The organism is Glutamicibacter sp. JC586, from assembly GCF_009805585.1.
Lineage (GTDB): Bacteria > Actinomycetota > Actinomycetes > Actinomycetales > Micrococcaceae > Glutamicibacter.
In genome coordinates this window covers 489,209-508,319 of sequence record NZ_VHIN01000022.1, presented here as the reverse complement: position 1 = coordinate 508,319, position 19,111 = coordinate 489,209, and the positions used below count along the sequence as shown (strand labels likewise).

General features: G+C 55.6%; 20 protein-coding genes. 2 read left to right on the top strand and 18 right to left on the bottom strand.

All coding sequences use genetic code 11. The features are described 5' to 3' along the window. Positions 1-6 precede the first annotated feature (6 nt). Positions 7-933 (bottom strand): tRNA (adenosine(37)-N6)-dimethylallyltransferase MiaA, encoded by a 927-nt coding sequence (gene miaA, locus FJV47_RS16165; RefSeq protein WP_159614781.1) that lies wholly within the window; start codon positions 931-933, stop codon positions 7-9. Positions 934-937: 4 nt separating this feature from the next. Then, positions 938-2,467 (bottom strand): tRNA (N6-isopentenyl adenosine(37)-C2)-methylthiotransferase MiaB, encoded by a 1,530-nt coding sequence (gene miaB / locus FJV47_RS16160; protein ID WP_159614779.1) that lies wholly within the window; start codon positions 2,465-2,467, stop codon positions 938-940. 260 nt (positions 2,468-2,727) lie between these two features. Here miaB and FJV47_RS16155 point away from each other — a divergent pair, with 260 nt between their 5' ends. Continuing rightward, positions 2,728-2,943, top strand: coding sequence for a hypothetical protein (locus tag FJV47_RS16155; RefSeq protein WP_159614777.1), 216 nt, complete (start codon positions 2,728-2,730; stop codon positions 2,941-2,943). Here FJV47_RS16155 and FJV47_RS16150 read toward each other — a convergent pair. From FJV47_RS16150 to FJV47_RS16085, 14 genes are all read right to left on the bottom strand, one after another. After that, a complete protein-coding gene (locus tag FJV47_RS16150) occupies positions 2,940-3,821 on the bottom strand; it encodes a regulatory protein RecX (protein WP_159614775.1) in 882 nt (293 codons plus the stop codon). The two genes, FJV47_RS16155 and FJV47_RS16150, sit on opposite strands and share 4 nt — an antisense overlap. Then, a complete protein-coding gene (recA, locus tag FJV47_RS16145; protein WP_159614773.1) occupies positions 3,821-4,873 on the bottom strand; it encodes a recombinase RecA in 1,053 nt (350 codons plus the stop codon). Before recA ends, FJV47_RS16150 begins: the two co-directional genes overlap by 1 nt. 240 nt (positions 4,874-5,113) lie before the next feature. Continuing rightward, positions 5,114-5,338 (bottom strand): DUF3046 domain-containing protein, encoded by a 225-nt coding sequence (locus FJV47_RS16140; protein WP_159614771.1) that lies wholly within the window; start codon positions 5,336-5,338, stop codon positions 5,114-5,116. A 110-nt stretch (positions 5,339-5,448) separates the two neighbouring features. After that, entirely contained in the window at positions 5,449-5,862 is a 414-nt protein-coding gene (locus FJV47_RS16135; RefSeq protein ID WP_159614769.1) for a helix-turn-helix domain-containing protein, read from the bottom strand. 195 nt (positions 5,863-6,057) lie between these two features. Then, the gene (locus tag FJV47_RS16130) at positions 6,058-6,543 is read right to left on the bottom strand and encodes a CinA family protein (RefSeq protein WP_200832027.1); all 486 of its coding nucleotides are present in this window, start codon (positions 6,541-6,543) and stop codon (positions 6,058-6,060) included. 11 nt (positions 6,544-6,554) lie between these two features. Then, positions 6,555-7,157, bottom strand: a complete 603-nt coding sequence (gene pgsA, locus FJV47_RS16125; protein ID WP_159614767.1) for a CDP-diacylglycerol--glycerol-3-phosphate 3-phosphatidyltransferase — start codon at positions 7,155-7,157, stop codon at positions 6,555-6,557. A gap of 4 nt (positions 7,158-7,161) precedes the next feature. Next, entirely contained in the window at positions 7,162-10,167 is a 3,006-nt protein-coding gene (locus FJV47_RS16120) for a DNA translocase FtsK (protein ID WP_159614765.1), read from the bottom strand. 99 nt (positions 10,168-10,266) lie between these two features. Continuing rightward, positions 10,267-10,518 (bottom strand): hypothetical protein, encoded by a 252-nt coding sequence (locus tag FJV47_RS16115; RefSeq protein ID WP_159614763.1) that lies wholly within the window; start codon positions 10,516-10,518, stop codon positions 10,267-10,269. Positions 10,519-10,641: 123 nt separating this feature from the next. After that, complete coding sequence (locus tag FJV47_RS16110; RefSeq protein ID WP_159614761.1) at positions 10,642-11,103, bottom strand: hypothetical protein; 462 nt, start codon at positions 11,101-11,103, stop codon at positions 10,642-10,644. 55 nt (positions 11,104-11,158) lie between these two features. Further along, the gene (gene mtr, locus FJV47_RS16105) at positions 11,159-12,559 is read right to left on the bottom strand and encodes a mycothione reductase (RefSeq protein ID WP_159614759.1); all 1,401 of its coding nucleotides are present in this window, start codon (positions 12,557-12,559) and stop codon (positions 11,159-11,161) included. A gap of 165 nt (positions 12,560-12,724) precedes the next feature. Beyond that, a complete protein-coding gene (locus tag FJV47_RS16100; protein WP_159614757.1) occupies positions 12,725-13,627 on the bottom strand; it encodes an ABC transporter substrate-binding protein in 903 nt (300 codons plus the stop codon). Then, positions 13,624-14,355, bottom strand: a complete 732-nt coding sequence (locus tag FJV47_RS16095; protein WP_159614756.1) for an ABC transporter permease — start codon at positions 14,353-14,355, stop codon at positions 13,624-13,626. Before FJV47_RS16095 ends, FJV47_RS16100 begins: the two co-directional genes overlap by 4 nt. After that, complete coding sequence (locus FJV47_RS16090) at positions 14,352-15,038, bottom strand: ABC transporter permease (protein ID WP_159614754.1); 687 nt, start codon at positions 15,036-15,038, stop codon at positions 14,352-14,354. The genes FJV47_RS16095 and FJV47_RS16090 overlap by 4 nt, the downstream gene beginning before the upstream one ends. Beyond that, the gene (locus FJV47_RS16085) at positions 15,035-15,862 is read right to left on the bottom strand and encodes an ABC transporter ATP-binding protein (RefSeq protein ID WP_159614752.1); all 828 of its coding nucleotides are present in this window, start codon (positions 15,860-15,862) and stop codon (positions 15,035-15,037) included. The genes FJV47_RS16090 and FJV47_RS16085 overlap by 4 nt, the downstream gene beginning before the upstream one ends. A 167-nt stretch (positions 15,863-16,029) precedes the next feature. Here FJV47_RS16085 and FJV47_RS16080 point away from each other — a divergent pair, with 167 nt between their 5' ends. Continuing rightward, positions 16,030-16,368: a hypothetical protein gene (locus tag FJV47_RS16080; RefSeq protein ID WP_159614750.1), complete on the top strand. Its 339-nt coding sequence runs from the start codon at positions 16,030-16,032 to the stop codon at positions 16,366-16,368. An 86-nt stretch (positions 16,369-16,454) separates the two neighbouring features. On the opposite strand, the gene FJV47_RS16075 is transcribed toward FJV47_RS16080, so the two are convergent. Further along, a complete protein-coding gene (locus FJV47_RS16075; protein ID WP_159614748.1) occupies positions 16,455-18,161 on the bottom strand; it encodes a ribonuclease J in 1,707 nt (568 codons plus the stop codon). A 19-nt stretch (positions 18,162-18,180) separates the two neighbouring features. Beyond that, on the bottom strand, positions 18,181-19,092 hold the full coding sequence (dapA, locus tag FJV47_RS16070; RefSeq protein ID WP_159614746.1) for a 4-hydroxy-tetrahydrodipicolinate synthase: 912 nt from the start codon (positions 19,090-19,092) through the stop codon (positions 18,181-18,183). Between the last annotated feature and the right edge of the window lie 19 nt (positions 19,093-19,111).

Genomic DNA, 19,111 nt, shown 5'->3' with positions numbered 1-19,111 from the left:
ATACTCCTAGCGTGTTGGTGCTTCATTGGCCAAGCCAACGAGGGAAAGTGCTTTGCTGATCAAGTCAGGTTCGGTCGGGTTCAACCAGCTGACCCGCGGATCAGCGTTGAACCAGGTAATTTGTCGGCGAGCAAATTTTCGAGTGGCAATAACCGTCTGGCTAATTGCTTCAGCCTTGCTAATTTCTCCGTCGAGATAATCGGTGTATTGCTGATAACCGATGGCACGTGAGGCAGTTTTCCCCTCACGAAGTCCGTTCTCTAGTAGCCCTGCAACTTCTTCAGCTAATCCCATGCTATCCATTTTGTGGACGCGTGCTTCCAATGCTTCATGCAACGCCGAGCGTTCGTAATTTAGTCCGATCTGAAGTGCGGGAGCAAAATACTCTCGTTGTGGCATGTAGGAGCTAAAGGGTCTGCCTGAAATCTCGAAAACTTCCAACGCTCTGACCGCCCTGCGCACGTCCAAATTGCGGGCTGCTGACTCTGGGTCCACCTCTGCTAGTCGTCGTCGCAGATTTCCATCGCCCTGAGCATCCACTTCGTTTTCCAAACGTTGGCGTACTGCAGGATCGGTAGGAGGAAAATCGATGACGTCTAGTGCGGCACGGACATATAGTCCTGAGCCACCAACCATGACAGGTACTTTTCCTCGCGCACGAATATCGGCAAAGTGTTCGCGGGCTTGAGCCTGGAACAGGGCAACGGAAGCCTCTTGCCTGATAGACAAGGTATCCATCAAATGATGAGGGACGCCTCCGCGTTCCGCGACCGGAAGTTTTGCTGTTCCGATATCCATACCGCGATAAAACTGCAACGCATCAGAGTTGACGATCTCCCCGCCGAGTTCTTGGGCCAGAGCAATGGCGAGGTCGGATTTACCAGTGCCAGTCGGGCCGACGACGGCAATGACTGGCAATTGAGAATTGCCCATCCGGTTAATCGCGCACCTTCAAGGTCGGCATACCCAAATTTGTGCGCCCTGCGGCTGTGCTTGAGCCAGTTGCAGGAACACCGCAGCTTTCAGCCTGAGACCGATCCCACGCATCTCCAGCACGCGAACCGCGCAAGGAATACTCTTCGAGGCTTGGATCCGAGATGAGATGGAAAGCGGCCACTTCGGTAATTGGCAAAGTCACCAAATCACCTGGGCGCGGTGCTTGTGCGCCCTCTGGCACGGAGAAGTGCACGAGGCGTTGGTCCTGCGAACGGCCGGCGAGTCGGTGCGTTTCCTCAGCCTTACGCCCGGACTGTTCCGTGACCAAAACTTCCACGGTACGTCCCAATTGCTTGGCGTTTTCTTCCTTGGCTATGCGGTCTTGCAACGCGGTTAAGCGCTCATAACGTTCCTGTACAACAGCCTTAGGCAGTTGATCATCCAGTGTCGCAGCGGGAGTACCAGGACGTTTGGAATATTGGAAGGTATAGGCCGAGGAGAAGCGTGAAGCCTGCACAACGTCCAGCGTTGCTTGGAAATCTTCCTCGGTTTCTCCAGGGAATCCCACGATGATGTCGGTGGTGATTGCAGCATTGGGAATGCGGTCGCGTACCTTGTCCAAGATGCCTAAGAACTTCTTGGATCGGTAGGACCGGCGCATGTCCTTGAGTACCTTGTCCGAGCCGGACTGCAGCGGCATATGTAATTGAGGCATGACGTTCGGCGTTTCTGCCATGGCTTCAATAACGTCATCGGTGAAGGCTGCAGGATGCGGGCTGGTGAAACGAACGCGCTCCAGTCCCTGGATCTCACCGCAGGCACGCAGGAGTTTTCCGAATGCCAAGCGGTCTCCGAACTCAACACCGTAAGAATTCACGTTTTGACCCAGCAACGTCACCTCAATGGCACCATCGTCTACTAAAGCTTGGATTTCGGCCAAGATCTCGCCTGGTCGACGGTCCCGTTCCTTGCCGCGCAGGGAGGGAACAATGCAGAAAGTGCAGGTGTTGTTGCAACCTACAGAGATGGAGACCCAACCGGCGTACACCGATTCTCGTCGCGTAGGTAGCGTCGAGGGGAAGACATCCAGAGACTCGAGAATTTCAAGTTCTGCCTTCTTATTGTGCTCGGATCGTGCCAACAAGGTCGGCAAGGATCCGATGTTGTGAGTTCCGAATACAACATCGACCCACGGAGCCTTTTTCAAGATGGTGTCTCGGTCCTTTTGGGCTAAACAACCGCCAACAGCAATCTGCATATCGGGGCGTTCTGCCTTGATCTTCTTGAGGATGCCGAGATTCCCATAAAGCTTATTGTCTGCGTTCTCGCGCACTGCGCATGTATTAAAGACAACTACGTCCGCAACGTCCTCGGTAAATTCTTCAGTCTTGCGCGTCAGCCCCGCATCTTCGAGCAGGCCTGAGAGGCGTTCTGAATCGTGGACGTTCATTTGGCAACCAAAGGTGCGCACTTCGTAGGTGCGGTTCGATTCTTCAGCGCTCGTGGTATTAGCGATTTGTTGCTCAGTCACTCTTCAAGATTACCGAAATTTCCATTGAGCTGAAATGTAGGGGACCCTAGGCAGAATGCTTTCGTATCGGAGTCGATTGCCCGCAGATTGTCTCAAGGCTAGAGTCGTCAATTTCGGATAGAGTCGAGTCGATCCATCTCTTGACGATTTAAAGGACAGTGTGCAGAGCCATGGGAAGCAACTGTGAAAAACAAGCCAAAAAGGATCCCCAGCGGGCATCGCTTCCATTGTCACGCTCGATGAAGGTATTTCATTGGTGGATGGCCTCAATTACTGCGCTGTTTCTTCTTGCCATTCCCATCATCATCGGCATCATCCCGGCCATTGACCATGAGACAGCTGACCTACTTTTTAACATTGGCGTGGGCTCTGTATTAGTCGGAATTGCCGCCATCATCTTGTGGGCATATCAAAGTTTCGATGACTGGTTGTTTCGGTTGGGTAAGGGAGCAACTCGACGCCGAAAGAGCGATTAGTCAGCGGACCTGAATCGCGCGTCCCACTCCTCACGAGCCACTTTAAACGCCATGCCACCGTTATAGCCTTTACGCCCGAGCATTCCGACCAGCCGGCGAAGCGACCGGTCGCGGTCTAAGCCCATTGATTCTGGGCGCAATTTTGCCCGGACTAGTTCGCGTGCACGTTGCTCCTCTGCTTCATCGTCGATTTGCTCCAGCGCTTCTGCCGCTAGGTCATCATCAACGCCTTTGGAACGTAGTTCATGCTTAATCGCCCCACGAGCCAATCCACGCGAACGAGCGCGCGTCACAACCCAAGACTTGGCAAAGCGCTGATCATCAACAAGATTGATCTCGGCATAACGCTCGATGACTTCGTCAGCAATTTCTTCTGGACATTCCTTGTCGAGCAACTTGTCTTTGAGCTGCTTGGCAGTCTTATCCCCCACCGTGAGCTGTCGAAGCAGGATACCGCGAGCCTTTTCACGCCACTGGTCATCGGAAAGTTCTTCAGGCTCACCAGTTTCCCTAGCTAGTTTGCGGGCCTCGCGAGCCTCACGCCGTTGCTTCTTTGAAGGTTTGGCTGGCGCAGGAGCTGGCGGTGCCGCCACAATGCGAGCCATGGCCGCACGAATTTCCTCGATACTTTCAGGTTGCTTTTCTGCTTCCCGAGGCAGGGGTGCAAATATAACAGGCTGCTTCTCTGGGCCTGCATGAGCGCTTGAGGTCGATTCGCGCTCTGTGGCTTCAAGCTCTGCTTGCTCCTCTTCCACAGTAGGCTTGGCCCACTCTGGCATGTCCTCAAAGTCGCCCTGAAACTCTTTGGAAACGGACGTAGCGTCCGACCCGGATTTGTATCCAGGTCGGACGCTACGTCGTTGAAAGCTTGAGCTCACTACTTGTCGCCCTCGACAACTCGCAGTTCTGCCTCGTCTTCTTCAACTTCGTCCTTTGGCAGGACGCCGAGCTTCTGCAAGATCTGACGCTCTAGTTCATCAGAGAGGTCCGGGTTATCGCGTAGGAAGCGACGAGCGTTTTCCTTACCCTGACCCAACTGATCGCCGTCATAGGTGAACCAAGCACCGGACTTCTTGACCAAGTTGTGTTCAACACCCATGTCAATGAGGGAACCTTCACGGGAGATTCCGTGACCATAAAGAATGTCGAATTCTGCCTGCTTGAAAGGAGGGGCCATCTTGTTCTTGACGACCTTGCAACGAGTACGGTTACCAACTGGGTTGGTACCTTCCTTCAAAGTTTCGATTCGGCGGATATCAATACGAACCGAAGCGTAGAACTTCAAAGCCTTACCACCAGTGGTGGTTTCAGGACTACCGAAGAAGACACCGATCTTTTCACGTAACTGGTTGATGAAGATAGCAGTGGTCTTCGAGTGTGAGAGACGACCGGTAATCTTACGCAGTGCCTGCGACATCAGTCGTGCCTGAAGGCCAACGTGGCTATCGCCCATTTCGCCCTCGATTTCAGCACGTGGAACCAGTGCGGCAACCGAGTCAATGACGATAATGTCCAGTGCACCGGAGCCCACGAGCATATCCATGATTTCCAGTGCCTGTTCACCGGTATCTGGCTGAGAAACCAGCAGTGCATCGGTATCAACGCCGAGCTTCTTGGCGTATTCAGGATCTAGAGCGTGCTCAGCGTCAATGAATGCGGCGACGCCGCCAGCCTTTTGCGCGCTGGCCACGGCGTGCAAAGCAACAGTGGTTTTACCCGAAGATTCTGGGCCGTAGATCTCCACCACGCGTCCGCGTGGCAGGCCGCCAATGCCCAGAGCTACATCCAATGCGACCGAACCAGTAGGAATAACTTCAATTGGTGCACGGGTTTCATCGCCCAAACGCATGACCGAGCCCTTGCCATAGGCCTTGTCGATTTGTCCGAGGACGGCTTCTAGGGCCTTTTCTCGATCATTATTTGCTGCCATGGTTCACCTTTGCTCGTGCAAGCCTCTAGCGACCTGCTCATGATTTATGTCCTGCTGTAGACAGTATGCTCGTCCACCGACACTTTGGACTCGGATGGCCCTGAAGTGTGGACAATCTGCGTGCTTAAGTTTTTGATGCAGTTTCCTGCGCTGTTTCTAGGATAAGCATATCCGAACAGATGTTCGAAATCCAACACGGCGTTTTCGAAGGATCGAAAACGGAATTTTCGAATGTTCGTCTTAGGATTCTTTGGGTTCGATATCCACGCCAAGCCACCGGTCGACCGGGACATCTTGGGCTAGGCACAGTGCTTCCCAAATCTGTTTTGGCTTAATCCCCTTGGCCAATGCTTCAGAGGCCGTCAGGCTATCCAATTCGGTCAGTGCCATCGAGTCGGCTAGAACGTGGGAATAACGCGGGCCAAACTCGGCTTCCATATTGCGCCAAAAATCGCTGATCTTCACCTAGCTATTCTCCCATGACATAGGCAAGGAGCCCACGCGGTACACGTGGACTCCTTGGACGGCTCCGGTAACTCGATTACTGAGCTGCGGCAACCATAAGATTTTTGAACTTAGACCGATGCCAGTGGCTTGCCGGTGTTCTTTTCAGCGAACTCGTTGGCCATATCCGTAGGAACGGTATCTGGGATAGCGATGCCTTCGGCTAGTGCTACGCGTTCGGATACTTCACGAAGCATCAGGGATAGTGGGATTTCCAGCGCTACGCAGATCGAGGAAAGTAGCTCCGAAGAAGCTTCCTTCTGACCACGTTCAACCTCGGAGAGATATCCAAGGGAAACTCGTGCGCTGTGTGAAACCTCGCGAAGGGTACGACCCTGGCGCTGACGGACGTCGCGAAGAACGTCGCCGATTTCATGACGGAGTACTACCATTTTGTGCTCCTCCTTCTCGGGCTGGACCGTATGGGCTTCTCCCATATCGCGCCAACGGACAACACCATTGACTGTAAAGGGTTGCTTGACCATAAATTTAGCCTTTGCTCCTAGGTCCATCTCGAAGATCTGTTTAATACGGGGGTCATCCTTGTGGCCCTGTAATTCGTACAACGACGGGTCATACGGTTTTGTTCCCTACTTCTCACCCTAATCTGAAAAATGCGACACATGCCACATATGATCCGATTTTTGCGAAATATCTCGGGAGAAATAGTATTTCGCGTCTTACTGTGAAGAAGCTTTATTCAAGATGGCAGCAATCTGTCCAAGTGCTGCTTGGGTACTCTGCTCCCGAATCTGCGAGCGATCGCCGACAAAATGGTGCTCCTGACTGCCGGATTGCGCACCGTAGGCCCAGCCAATAAAAACTGTACCGACCGACTTTCCGTCGTGAGGCTCGGGGCCAGCGACGCCGGTCGCTGAGATCGCAAGGTCCGCGCCGCAAGCCTTGAGCGCACCCACGGCCATCTGGCGAGCCACTTCCGGGTCGACCGAGCCGTTGCTTTGTAGCAAGTTTTCATCCACGTTCAGCAGTTCGCGTTTTACGTCCGAGGAATAACTCACGACTCCCCCGCGTAGTACTGCAGATGCTCCAGATACCTCGGCCAGACGTGCGGCGATCATACCGGCGGTCAGCGACTCAGCGGTGGCAAGCTGGACACCGCGCTCGCTGGCAGCAGCGATGACCGCCGGGGCCTGTGGCTTCAGCATCTTCTCACACCCTACTTCTGCTTCTTGGCGCCAGCCACAAGCTGGCCAGCCTTGATGAGGTACTCCACGCCGGTGACCACGGTGACCGCTAAGGTCAAGAGCATCAGATACCACGCCACGGTATGTAGCCACGTGATTTCTTGAGTCCATGGCAGCAAGTACAGTCCGATCACTACGGACTGCAATACCGTCTTGATCTTTCCACCCATATTGGCCGCGATCACGCCATAACGAATAACCACCACGCGCAATAAGGTGATGCCCCATTCTCGAACCAGGATCACAATGGTGACCCACCAAGGCAGTTCTGCCAAGATCGAGAAACTAACCAACGCTGCACCGGTGAGCAGCTTATCGGCGATCGGATCAGCGATCTTGCCGAAGTTGGTGATCAGCCCACGGCTGCGGGCGAGGTCGCCATCAAGCTTGTCGGTGTACATCGCCAAAACAAAAAGCACCAAGGCGATCCAACGCCACAGTCCCTGTTCGGAATCATCGGCCAGCAAGGCCCACACGAAGAAGGGCACCATGATGATGCGGATGGTGGTGAGCACGTTGGCTATGTTCAACGTCGGCACCGGCGGCTGGGCGCCTTGGCCAGCTTGCTCGCTCATGAGATTAGTTTCTTCCTGTCAGGTCCCAGGCGTCTTCGCCCGGTTCATCGGAGCCATCAAAATAGTCAACGGCCTGCGGGCGATCGTCCAGATCCTTGGCGACAAGATCCTCGGCGTATTCCGCCACCGGGTCGGCATGGTTCACGTTAGCTTCCTGAACCAAGGCTGCCTCACTGGCTGATGGTGCGCTGGTGGCTGGATCATCGCCGCGCATGGCAGCAAGAACCATCGGCAGGTCATCGGGCTGGATGAGCACGTCGCGAGCCTTCGAACCCTCGGAAGGACCCACCACGCCACGTGATTCCATCAAGTCCATCAGACGTCCTGCCTTGGCGAAGCCTACGCGCAACTTACGCTGGAGCATCGAGGTGGAACCGAACTGGCTGGTGACCACCAGCTCGGTGGCCTGCAAGAGCAGGTCCAGATCGTCTCCGATGTCCTCGTCGATCTGCTTCTTCTTCTCGGCGGCAGGAATCACGTCCTCGCGGTACTCCGGTGCGAGCTGGGATTTGACGTGTTCAACCACGCGCTGGATTTCAGACTCGGTGACCCAAGCACCCTGCACACGCATTGGCTTAGATGAACCCATGGGCAAGAACAGTGCGTCACCTTGCCCCAGCAGCTTCTCAGCACCAGGCTGGTCCAGGACCACACGGGAGTCGGTGACCGAGGAGGTGGCGAAAGCCATACGCGAAGGAACGTTGGCCTTAATCAAACCAGTGACCACATCCACCGATGGGCGCTGGGTTGCCAGCACCAAGTGAATACCCGCGGCACGGGCCAGCTGGGTAATACGCACAATCGACTCTTCAACGTCGCGTGGAGCGACCATCATCAAATCGGCGAGCTCATCCACAATCACCAGCAGGTACGGGTAAGGCTTGAGCACGCGCTTGGACCCCTCAGGGGGATGCACCTTGCCGGCCTTGACCGCCTTGTTAAAGTCATCGATGTGCTTGAAGCCGAAGTTGGCCAAGTCATCGTAGCGGGTGTCCATTTCACGAACCACCCAGCCCAGTGCTTCGGCAGCCTTTTTAGGGTTGGTGATGATCGGAGTGATCAGGTGTGGCACACCTTCATAAGCGGTGAGTTCCACGCGCTTCGGGTCAACCATGACCATGCGCACCTCATCGGGGGTGGCACGCATCAAGATCGAGGTAATCATCGAGTTCACAAAGGAGGACTTACCGGCACCGGTGGCACCTGCGACCAAAAGGTGAGGCATCTTGGCGAGGTTGGCGACCACAAAGCCACCTTCAACGTCCTTGCCCACGCCCATCACCATCGGGTGTTCGGTCTTGCGGGCGTTGTTGCTGCGCAGTACGTCGCCGAGGGCAACAACTTCCTTGTCAGTATTCGGGATCTCAATACCGATGGCGGACTTGCCAGGGATCGGCGAAAGAATACGAACATCCGAAGATGCCACTGCATAGGAGATGTTCTTGGCCAACGCGGTGACCTTCTCCACCTTGGTGCCCGGTGCCAGTTCGATCTCGTAACGGGTCACCGTTGGACCGCGGGAGAAACCGGTGACCTTCGCGTCCACTTTGAACTGCTGCAGGGTATTGGTCAGCGCATCAACCACCACTTGGTTAGCCTCGGAGGCTTCCTTGGCCGGTGGGCCTGCTGGCAGGTAATGGTCTTCTGGCAGGGTGTATGTGATATCCCCGGAGAGCTGAAGTTGTTCGCTACGCGCTGGGATCGGAGACTGCGGTCCGGAGGTCAGGCCGGCGGCGCGCGAGGACACCTGATCCATGGCGGAGGTAGTGGCCTCCGGTTCGGCCTTCAGGCCGATATTAGCCATAATCTCGGCCATGTCGCTTTCGGCCTTGGTCGGGCGCTTCACTCCGGGAGGCGGGCCGGCAGGCTTAGGAATGCTGGCGGCCGGGATGGCCTGAGTTGCTGCCTCAGATGCTTCTTCTGGTTCGTTGAACGAAGGACGGGCAATCGCTTGGGTGGCGGCCTCGTCCGCGTCGAAGATCTTGCCCGAGTTGCGGTTAGAGACCGGCAACGCGGTGGTCGAAGCCTCAGAAGCGTCAACGGGATCGATCACTGCCTTGTCGTAGGCAACGTCGCCGGGACGGTCGGTGCTCTGCTTCTCGTGCCCGTCAACGTCGTAAACCTCGGTGACCTGACGAGCCGCGGCAGCACGACGTTCAAAGAAGCCAGGCTTTTTCTTTTTCGGTGCTGGCGCTTCAGGCTCATCCTCTGGATAGAGGTAGGACTGATCGTGCTCTTCACGGCTTGGATCAAGTTCAGCAGCCGCGGCCTGACGGGCCGGCCGCGTGGCATTCGGGTCTTGGCCCAGCAGACGGTTGTAACCACCGCGGATCCGTTCAGGGATCTGGGTGAAAGGAGTGGCGGTGACGATCAAGATCGACATGAAAGCCAGGAAAATAAACACAGCCATGGCCCCCGGCACCGAGATCAGCAGACCCAGTGGCGTACCCAAAATGGAACCGGCCATGCCACCGGCATTCCACAAAAGCTCAAAGTCGTCGGAGACCGACGGGGATCCTTTGGCCAAGGAGGCGATGGATGATCCGGAGAGGGTCATGATCAACAGGCCAATACCAATACGGTTATTGGCGGTGACCGCTTCTGGATAGCGGAAGAGGCGGAAGGCTCCGATGAATAAGATCACTGGCAAGAGCACTGCCATAAAGCCCAGGGTGCCACCAACAACGGCATGCACCCCCTGTCCGAACCATCCCGATTCGCGCAGGCCCCACCATTCAATAACAGCTACGACGACCGCGATGAGGGCAAGGAAAAGCCCTGTGCCATCGCGGCGGATTTCATAGTCAGGGTTGACCGTTCCACCGATGCGGCGGAATGCGCCACCAAAGATCCGGGCGATCCCCATCCAAACGCTGCGCAGGGCGCGTAAGGGTAGGGCGAGTTCCTGTTCCGGATTCTCTGATGTTTTCTTGGAGGACGAGGAGCTCGACGCCTTGGGTTTGCGTGTCGTGGGCTTCTTCGTCCCCTGAGACTGAGTACGTGGGGCCATAGTTCTAGGGTATCGCCATCAGCTGTATGCGCCCCGAATTTACACGTCTGCTCGGGGTTTGGCGGGAGTTAGAGAATGATCACGTGATTGGCAGCTGACCTATTTCGAATAGCCAATCATCAAGGTGTAACCCTCAGGGCTTTTCAGACAAGAATGAGCTCTGACTTTGTAGCCCGAAGCCTTGAAAGCTTTGACTGTTGCGGTTTCCATTGTGGTGCACGTACCGGCACTGGCCACCGTTTGCGTGTAGGTCTTGCCGCTAGCATGTGCTGCGGGGATGGCCCCCAGCCCCATCGCGACGGCCAAGAAACCAGTTGCGGCGCCCACGGTAATACTGTTCTTCAACTTCACTATTCCTCCTGAAGATTTTACGGGCTCAAGTTTATAACCCGATGCCACTTTTGCCTGTCGCTATGGCGGAGAATCAACAGGTACCAGCTTTGATCCGGCCCTGGCTTGCCGATCCGTGGTGATTTAGCCGCGCGCTTGGCAGCGGTTCAGGCCCGTCACGATAGAGAATCCCGAGGCAAAGCATACCGCGAGCACCCCAAGGGCTAGGGCCATCAACCCAGCCGGATCAGCTTCGTTCAAAGCGACGGCGACCAACGCCATAGCTGGAAGCAATCCCGCCACCGCCGCTCCGGTGCCTGCAGCAACCGCTTGGCTGGCACCGGTGGGACTCCAGTCCTTCATATTCTGGATTTCAACGGCCACGTACGCGCCGCCACCGCAGATCAGCCCTACCAGCAATCCTGTAATGGCTCCGATGGCCAACGGGATACCCAGATAATCCAGGCTTCCGCCGTACCCGCTATCCCGGATCGGCCAGAACATCAGGAGCACAGCCAGAATTCCTAGCACCATCCCCAAAACCGCCGAGCTCAAGAACAGCCTTCCGGCCATCGAAGCAACACTCTTTGGTACATTCCTATTCATGGCTCAAGCGTAAGACGACTAGGTACTATTTACAACAGTCCATAACCCTTCGCGCTCAGGAGAAGTCCAGGCCGAGCAATGCGTTCTCGGTCACTTCTGGCAGCGCCGGGTGGATCCAGTACTGCTTCGTGGCGACCTCGCGCACATCTAGATCGAACGCCATGACCGTGATCATTTGCTGAATCAAGGTCGAGGCCTGCGGGCCCATGTAGTGTGCCCCGAGCAGCTTGCCAGTTTTCTTGTCCGCGATCAGCTTGGCAATCCCCGTTTTATCTTCCATGGCCCACCCGTAGGCCACGTCAGCATATTTCTGCACTTTGACCGCGATGCCATGCCCAGCTTCGCGGGCTTGTTCCTCGGTCAGTCCCACATAGGCGATCTGCGGATGGGTAAACACTGCCGCGGGTACGTGCTCATGAGGCATTTTCTTCATGTTCTGAGGGTTCAGCAGGTTGTGGCGCACCGCGCGCATTTCAGCGTTGGCAACGTGCTTGAGCATGTATGGAGAAGAAATGTCGCCTAACGCCCAGATGCCCTCGGCGGAAGTTGAGCGACCAAACTCGTCCACTTTGATGCGCCCGTCCTCAGCTTCAATGCCAGCGCGTTCCACGTCGAGTTCGTCACCGTTGGGAACGCGGCCTGTGGCCACCAACAGCACCTCGGCATTCACGGCTGATTCATCATCCAATGTCACGGTAATTCCGTGGCTATCCTGACTGACCTGCGTGATGTTCTTGCCACAGTGCACGTCATAGCGTTGCGCCGAGAGCTCATTAAAGGGTTCACGCAAATCCGTATCCAGATGGCGCAGCAGTTCCGAGCGGGCAATGATGCTCACCTTGGTGCCCAGGGCTTCAAAAACATGGGCGAACTCCATGGCGATATATCCGCCACCGACGATCACTATCGATTCCGGCTGCCGGGCCAGGCGCATGATGTCTTCATTGGTATGGAAATGGACACCACTCTCGGCAATCACCTCAGGGATGAAAGGACGAGAGCCAGCGGCCAGCACGATCTGATCCGCGCTGATCGTCATTTCCTTCGATCCCTGCCCAGTCTTGAGCGTTCTTTCGGCAACGAATCGGGCAAACTGGTCATAAACCTCGATGTTAGGGGTCTTATCCCCTCGGCGATATTCTTCTCCGCCCTTGGCGATGAGGTCGATCCGCTGGTCAAAAACCCGATTGACGATGCCTGGCCAATCCACCGAGTTCACCTGGGCATTAATTCCCAAGCGCGAGGACTCGCGGGTTTCCAAGGCGGTATCGGCGGCATAGACGTACATCTTGGTCGGGATGCAGCCCACGTTGAGGCAGGTGCCTCCGAAGGTTCCCTTCTCAATGATGGCAATAGATTTGTCATCGAATTCGGGGCCGGGAATCGAATTCCCCGATCCTGTGCCGAGAATGATCAAATCGTAGTGCTTGTCTACCGAAACAGCAGTGGAAGCCATCTTGTTAAGTCCCTTTCACGGTGGCGGAATGCTCTTTCCGGAGGGTATCACCCTGGAAGATTACTTTGGTTTGAGATCGTGTTAAAGCGATCCAGCGGCAAGCCACAGGTCTCTGCTCCTTTGGCTGGCCGCTGGGTAATATCGCCCCTCGCAACGGTGCTGGGCCTACAGGCCTTGCTCCGAGAGCCACGATTTGGCGATGTCGGCAGCCGACTTCTTATCGACGGTGCTCTGGACGTTCAGGTCAATCAGGTCCTGCGCTGTCAGCTTTTCACTCACGGGATTCAAGACTTCTCCCAGCTTCGAGGACTGGTCTGCCGTCACTACCGGTACCACATTGGATGCTAGGAAAAGCGACTTAGGATCTTCAAGCACCACGAGGTCTTCGGTCTTGATGCGTGGATCCGCAGTGAACACGTTGGCCACATTCACCGTTCCCGCAACAAGGTCTTCCACCGTGGTGTCGCCGGTTGCCGAGAACTCGGTCTTCACGCCGTAGGTGCTTTCCAGACCCTTCGGACCGTAAGGGCGCTCTGCTAGTTCAGGTGGGCCGCCAAGGGTCAGCTGGTCTTTGACATTCGCCAGATCCTCGATGCTCTCCAGGTTGTTCTCCTGCGCAAATTTGCTGGTCACGGTGTAGGAGTCCTGATCGGAGGCCTGGGCCTCGTCAAGGACTGCCAGCGAATCAGGAAGCTCCTTCTCCAGCTCCTTGTAGACATCTTCGGATGAGCGCGCTTTGGTATCTTCCTTGAAGAACTGGAGCAAGTTGCCGGTGTACTCGGGGAAGACATTGATGCTGCCATTTTCCAGCTGAGGCATGTAGGCATCGCGCTGTCCGATGTTGAACTGCCGTTCTACTTCCAAGCCGGAGTTCTCCAGCGCCTGCGCGTAGATTTCAGCGACGATCTCATTGGAATAGTAGGCCTGCGAACCCACCACGACTTTCTCCGACCCTGATTTCTCGGAACTGCTTTGCGTCGCCAGCGGATCAGAGCTGGAGCATCCGGCCAGGGCCAAAGACCCCGCCGCCACCACTGCTGCCACGCGCGCCACCTGTTTGTTTTTCATGTCAGTTCCTTATCTTGTGCTTGTGCGTGATCCGCTTCGTGCTTTTTATATGTCGTCTTCGAGTAGCCTAGCCCACGAGGGACCGAGGCCTTCTGGGCCAGTGCAAGCAGCAAATCAAGCAGCAGCGCCAGCACCGCCACCATCAAGGCGCCGCCAAGCACCATGTCGAATCTGCGCAGGTTCAGCCCGGTAATGATCGGAAGCCCCAGTCCCCCGAGGTTCACATAGGCTGCAATCGTTACGGTCGCTACCACTTGCAAGGTTGCCGCCCGAATTCCTCCGACCAACAGCGAAAGACCCAAAGGGATCTCAACCTTCAATAAGATTTGCCATTCAGTCATTCCCATAGATCGGGCCGCATCAACGGTTTTGCGATCAATAGCTTCAAATCCTGTATACGCACCGGCCAGTAGCGAAGGAATAGCAAGCACCACGAACGCCACCAAGGCGGCTGCCGGCTTATGCGTGACTCCGAACAGCAGCACCAGCAAGATCAGCAGGCCAAAGGAAGGCACAGCACGGGCAATTCCGGCAGCTGCCACCGCAATTTCGCGTCCCTTACCTGTGTGGCCGATGGCCCAACCGGCGGGAATGGCAATGATTCCGGCGATAATCACAGAGAGCAAGGTGAAGAGCAAGTGCTGTCCTAGCAGCGCAAGCAACCCGTCTTTGCCCTCCCACTGTTCGGGGGCAAAAAGCCACCTGATTGCTCCAGCGAGTAAGTTCATGCGGTCACCGCCTGTGAACCGTCATTGGTACTAATGGCCTTGCGTTTGTGACTCTTCCTGCTCCATGGCATAAGCCATCGGCCCAGCAAAACCAGCAAGAGGTCAACGAGCAACGCGATGAGCACCACCGCCACCAACCCCGAAAAGACCTCAACGATGATGCGCCTTTGCAGACCGTTGGTAAACAGGTAACCCAAGTTAGTGACGCCCACTAGGATGCCCACGGTGGCCAGCGAAATGGTGCTCACGGCAGTCACCCGAAGCCCCGCCAAAATGACAGGTCCGGCCAAGGGCAGATCCACTGCAATAAATCGACGAGCACTGGAGTAGCCCATGGCGGTGGCGGCAGATCGCGTTGCAGAATCTACCGAGTTCAATCCGTCCACCACGCCCCGAACCATAATGGCGACTGCATAAATGCTCAAGGCCACGATCAGATTGGCTTCGCTGATGGCACTCATTCCGGTGATCACCGGAAGAATCATCAACAACGCAAGCGAGGGAATTGTGTAGAGCAATCCAGTTAAGGTGACTAAGGGTCCACCCACCAGCTTGTAGCGCCAGGCAATCCAGCCCAAGGGTACTGAAAGCACAAACCCGATCAAGATTGCGATCAATGACTGGCGCAGGTGCTCAAGGGATAAAGAAGCAATCAGTGCTAGGTTTTCGGAAATCCAGGTCATAGGTGTGTCCCGCCCTCGACCAGTCGTCCCTGGGTTCGGCCTTGAGCATCAACCAATACGGGTCCTTGAGCCGTCTGCTTGACGCTCAACGACCTGGAACCGCGTTGTGCGCCGATGAAGGACGCGACAAAGTCGTTGGCAGGATTCTCAATGATGTCGCTCGGGCTGCCCACCTGTAGTTTCTGTGCGCCTGCGGCAAGGATAACCACCTGGTCTCCGAGCAAAAACGCTTCATCGATATCGTGAGTGACAAAAACGATGGTCTTGTCGAGTTCTTTTTGCAATCTCAGCAATTCGGTTTGCAGTTCCGCTCGAACAATCGGATCCACGGCGCCGAAAGGCTCATCCATCAGCAAAATGTTGGGGTCCGATGCCAAGCCTCGGGCGACGCCGACGCGTTGTTGCTGGCCACCAGAAAGTTGGTGCGGATACCTGTCTGCCATCGAGCTGTTCAGTCCAACGGTCTCCATCAATTCCAGAGCTCGGCGGCGAGAAGATTTCCTCGACTCCCCCATCAGGCGCGGGACTGTTGCAATGTTCTCTGCCACCGTGAAGTGCGGGAGCAGACCCGAATTTTGCATGACGTAGCCGATGCTTCGACGCAACTGCACAGCGTTCTTACCGGAAATATCTTCACCGTCGATGCGCACCGAACCCGCGCTGGGGTCCACCATCCGGTTAATCATCCGTAGCAAGGTGGTCTTGCCACACCCTGAGGATCCAACAAACACCGTGGAACTATGCGCAGGGATCTGCAAATTGAAGTTGCTGACCGCAACGGTGCCATCAGGATAGTGCTTTGAAATATTTTCGAATTCGATCACGTGTCGACTCCTAATGAGGGCGTTGATGATAATTCTGCACCATTAAGTTGCTTCTCGATACAACGTACAAGATAAACACGCTCACTGGTTGACCGAACCTCTGAAGAATAAATCACTGGTCAACAGTAGGATAAAAATATTGTCATTAATATTCTTGAAGGAACAGAATGAAGCCTCGCACTCTAGCCTTGACCACGCCTGCACTACTGGCAGCGATGCTAACTTTGGCTTCGCCAGCCTCGGCGGATGTTGTTTTGCCAGAGCCAACGGACCCGGCAGAATCCATGGTTCTCATGGAAGTAGGTACGGGTAAGATCTTGGGACATTTTGTCCCATCCCAGTGGAATACAGTGGTTGAAATGGATGTCCGCACGGGGCGCATCCAACAAGTCACCAAGTGCAACGAATGGCAAGATACCAAGACTCCCGATGCCTGTGTTGGCACGGTCACGGGTGCCGTCCCGCTTTTGCCAGCAAATTTGGCAGGGTTCTTGGGTTTAGTCTAAGTTGCAACCTATCGTGAGCTGATCTTCTCCAGAATCAAATAATGCCCCAAACCAAGTTATTGGTTTGGGGCATTATTCTGTGACGTTTAGGCTTCGAGAACTACTGGAACGATCATTGGGCGGCGGCGCAGCTTGCGCGAAACCCATGAGCCGATCACGCGACGGGTGATCTGCTGCAGCTGGTGGGTGGAGTGGTTCGGGTTATTCGATACCGCTTCCACAATTGCTGCTGCAATCTTTGGCTTAATTTCGTTGAAGACTGAGTCTTCTTCAGCCACACCGCGGGCGTGAATGTCCGGTCCGGAGATGATGGTACCGTTCTGACGGTTGATCACGGTGATGACCGAGATGAAACCTTCTTCACCCAGAGTGACACGGTCCTTCAGGTCATCATCGGTGATGGTGCCAACCTTGGAACCATCAACATAGACGTAACCGCACTCGACCTGTCCAACCAGCTGGGCAACACCGTCACGCATATCGATGACCGAGCCATCTTCTGCCAGAAGTACGTTCTCTTCTGGTACGCCGGACTGCGCGGCCAAACGGCCGTTAGCGATGAGGTGACGGGTCTCGCCGTGCACCGGAAGCACATTCTTTGGACGCAAGATGTTGTAGCAGTACAGCAATTCGCCAGCCGAAGCGTGACCGGAGACGTGAACCTTGGCCATGCCCTTGTGGATGACTTCAGCGCCAAGACGCATCAGACCATTGATCACACGGAAGACCGAGTTCTCGTTACCTGGGATCAAGCTCGAAGCCAGGATCACGGTATCACCCGGGTTGATCTGAACCTTGTGCTCGCCATTGGCCATCCGGGAAAGCGCAGCCATTGGTTCGCCCTGCGAACCGGTGGACATCAGCACTACCTTGTGATCCGGCAACGAGTCGATCTGCTTCAAATCAACAAGTACGCCCTGCGGAACATCCAAATAGCCCAAGCGCTCCGCGATGCCCATGTTGCGGACCATGGAGCGGCCGATGAAGGCGACCTTTCGACCGTGCATGGCAGCAGCATCCAAGACCTGCTGTACACGGTGCACGTGGGAAGAGAAGGAGGCAACAATGATGCGGCGGCGAGCACGAGCGAACTTCGCTTCAAGCACTGGACCGATTTCGCGCTCTGCCACGGTAAAGCCAGGAACTTCAGCGTTGGTGGAGTCAGGCAGGAACAGGTCCACGCCTTCTTCACCAAGGCGGGCGAAATGGCGTAGGTCGGTAATGCGACCATCCAGCGGCAACTGGTCCATTTTGAAGTCACCGGTGTGCAGCACGGTACCGGCTTCGGTACGGAGGAACACAGCCAGTGCGTCCGGGATCGAGTGGTTCACAGCGACGAATTCACATTCGAAACTGCCGATCTGTGCGATCTCGCCTTCCACCACAATGTTGGTGTTGGCCTTAATGCGGTGTTCAGCCAGTTTTGCTTCGACGAAGGCCAGAGTCAGCTTCGACCCATATAGTGGGATGTCTTCGCGTAGACGCAACAGGTAGGGTACTGCACCAATATGATCCTCGTGGCCGTGGGTGAGCACAACGCCCACCACATCGTCCAACCGGTTCTTGATGTAGGAGAAGTCCGGCAGGATCAAATCCACGCCAGGCTGGTGCTCTTCCGGGAAGAGCACACCGCAGTCGACGATCAACAGTTTCCCGTTGAGCTCGAAGACGGTCATATTTCGTCCGACTTCGCCCAAACCGCCGAGTGGAACAATGCGCATTGTTCCCTTCTTCAGCTTGGCCGGGGTCTGCAAACGTGCAGAGTCGGCCTTTCCTACTGAAGTCTCAGTCATATGTAGTTAGTCCCTTTCTTTACAGATCCCATCCGCCTTCACGTAGGTCCGCGCGGATAGCATCAAGCTCTGCGTCCGACGGTGCCACAAGCGGCAGTCGGACGACGGTGTTCGGCAGGACACCCTGCCAGTGAAGTCCATATTTTGCGGCCACGGCGCCCTGAATGTGGCCCATGATGCCGCGCTGGATCGCGTCCAGCTCAAAGTGTGTGGTGCGTGCAGTAGCCAAATCCCCCGCATGCATTGCATTAACAAGCGTACGGTACTTGGCAGCTGCAACGTGAGCCGTTACCGAAACCACGCCGACGGCACCTGCTGCCATGAGTGGCAAGGTGAGCCCATCATCGCCGGAATAGACATGTAGGTTGGTATTAGCCAGCACGGTGGTGGTGGACTGGTAATCGGCCTTGGCGTCCTTCAGCGCAATGACCTGAGGAATCTTTGCTAGCTCAATAATGGTTTCTGGGGCCAGCGCGATGCCGGTTCGTCCTGGGATGTCGTAAAGCATGATCGGAAGCTCTACGGCTTCTGCGATGGTCTTTACGTGCGCAATGACGCCTGCCTGGCTTGGCTTGTTGTAGTACGGGGTGGTCAACAGCACACCGTCTACGCCAGCTTCCTTAGCAGCGAGGGACAACTTGATGGAGTGGCGGGTGTCGTTCGTGGTTGAACCTGCCAGTACTGCGGCACGGTCTCCCACAGCTTTGACCACGGTGCGGAACATTTCAATGTTCTCTTCATCGCTGAGGGTCGAAGTTTCGCCGGTGGTACCGGTGACTACCAGTCCATCGCAGCCATCATCAACCAGCTTGATGGCCAACTTTGCTGCCAACTCATAGTCAACTTCTCCTTCATCGTTAAAGGGAGTGACCATAGCGGTAAGTACGGTACCGAAGGGGAATGCCTGATTATCAATTGCACTTGTAGCCATGACTATAAATCTACACGCG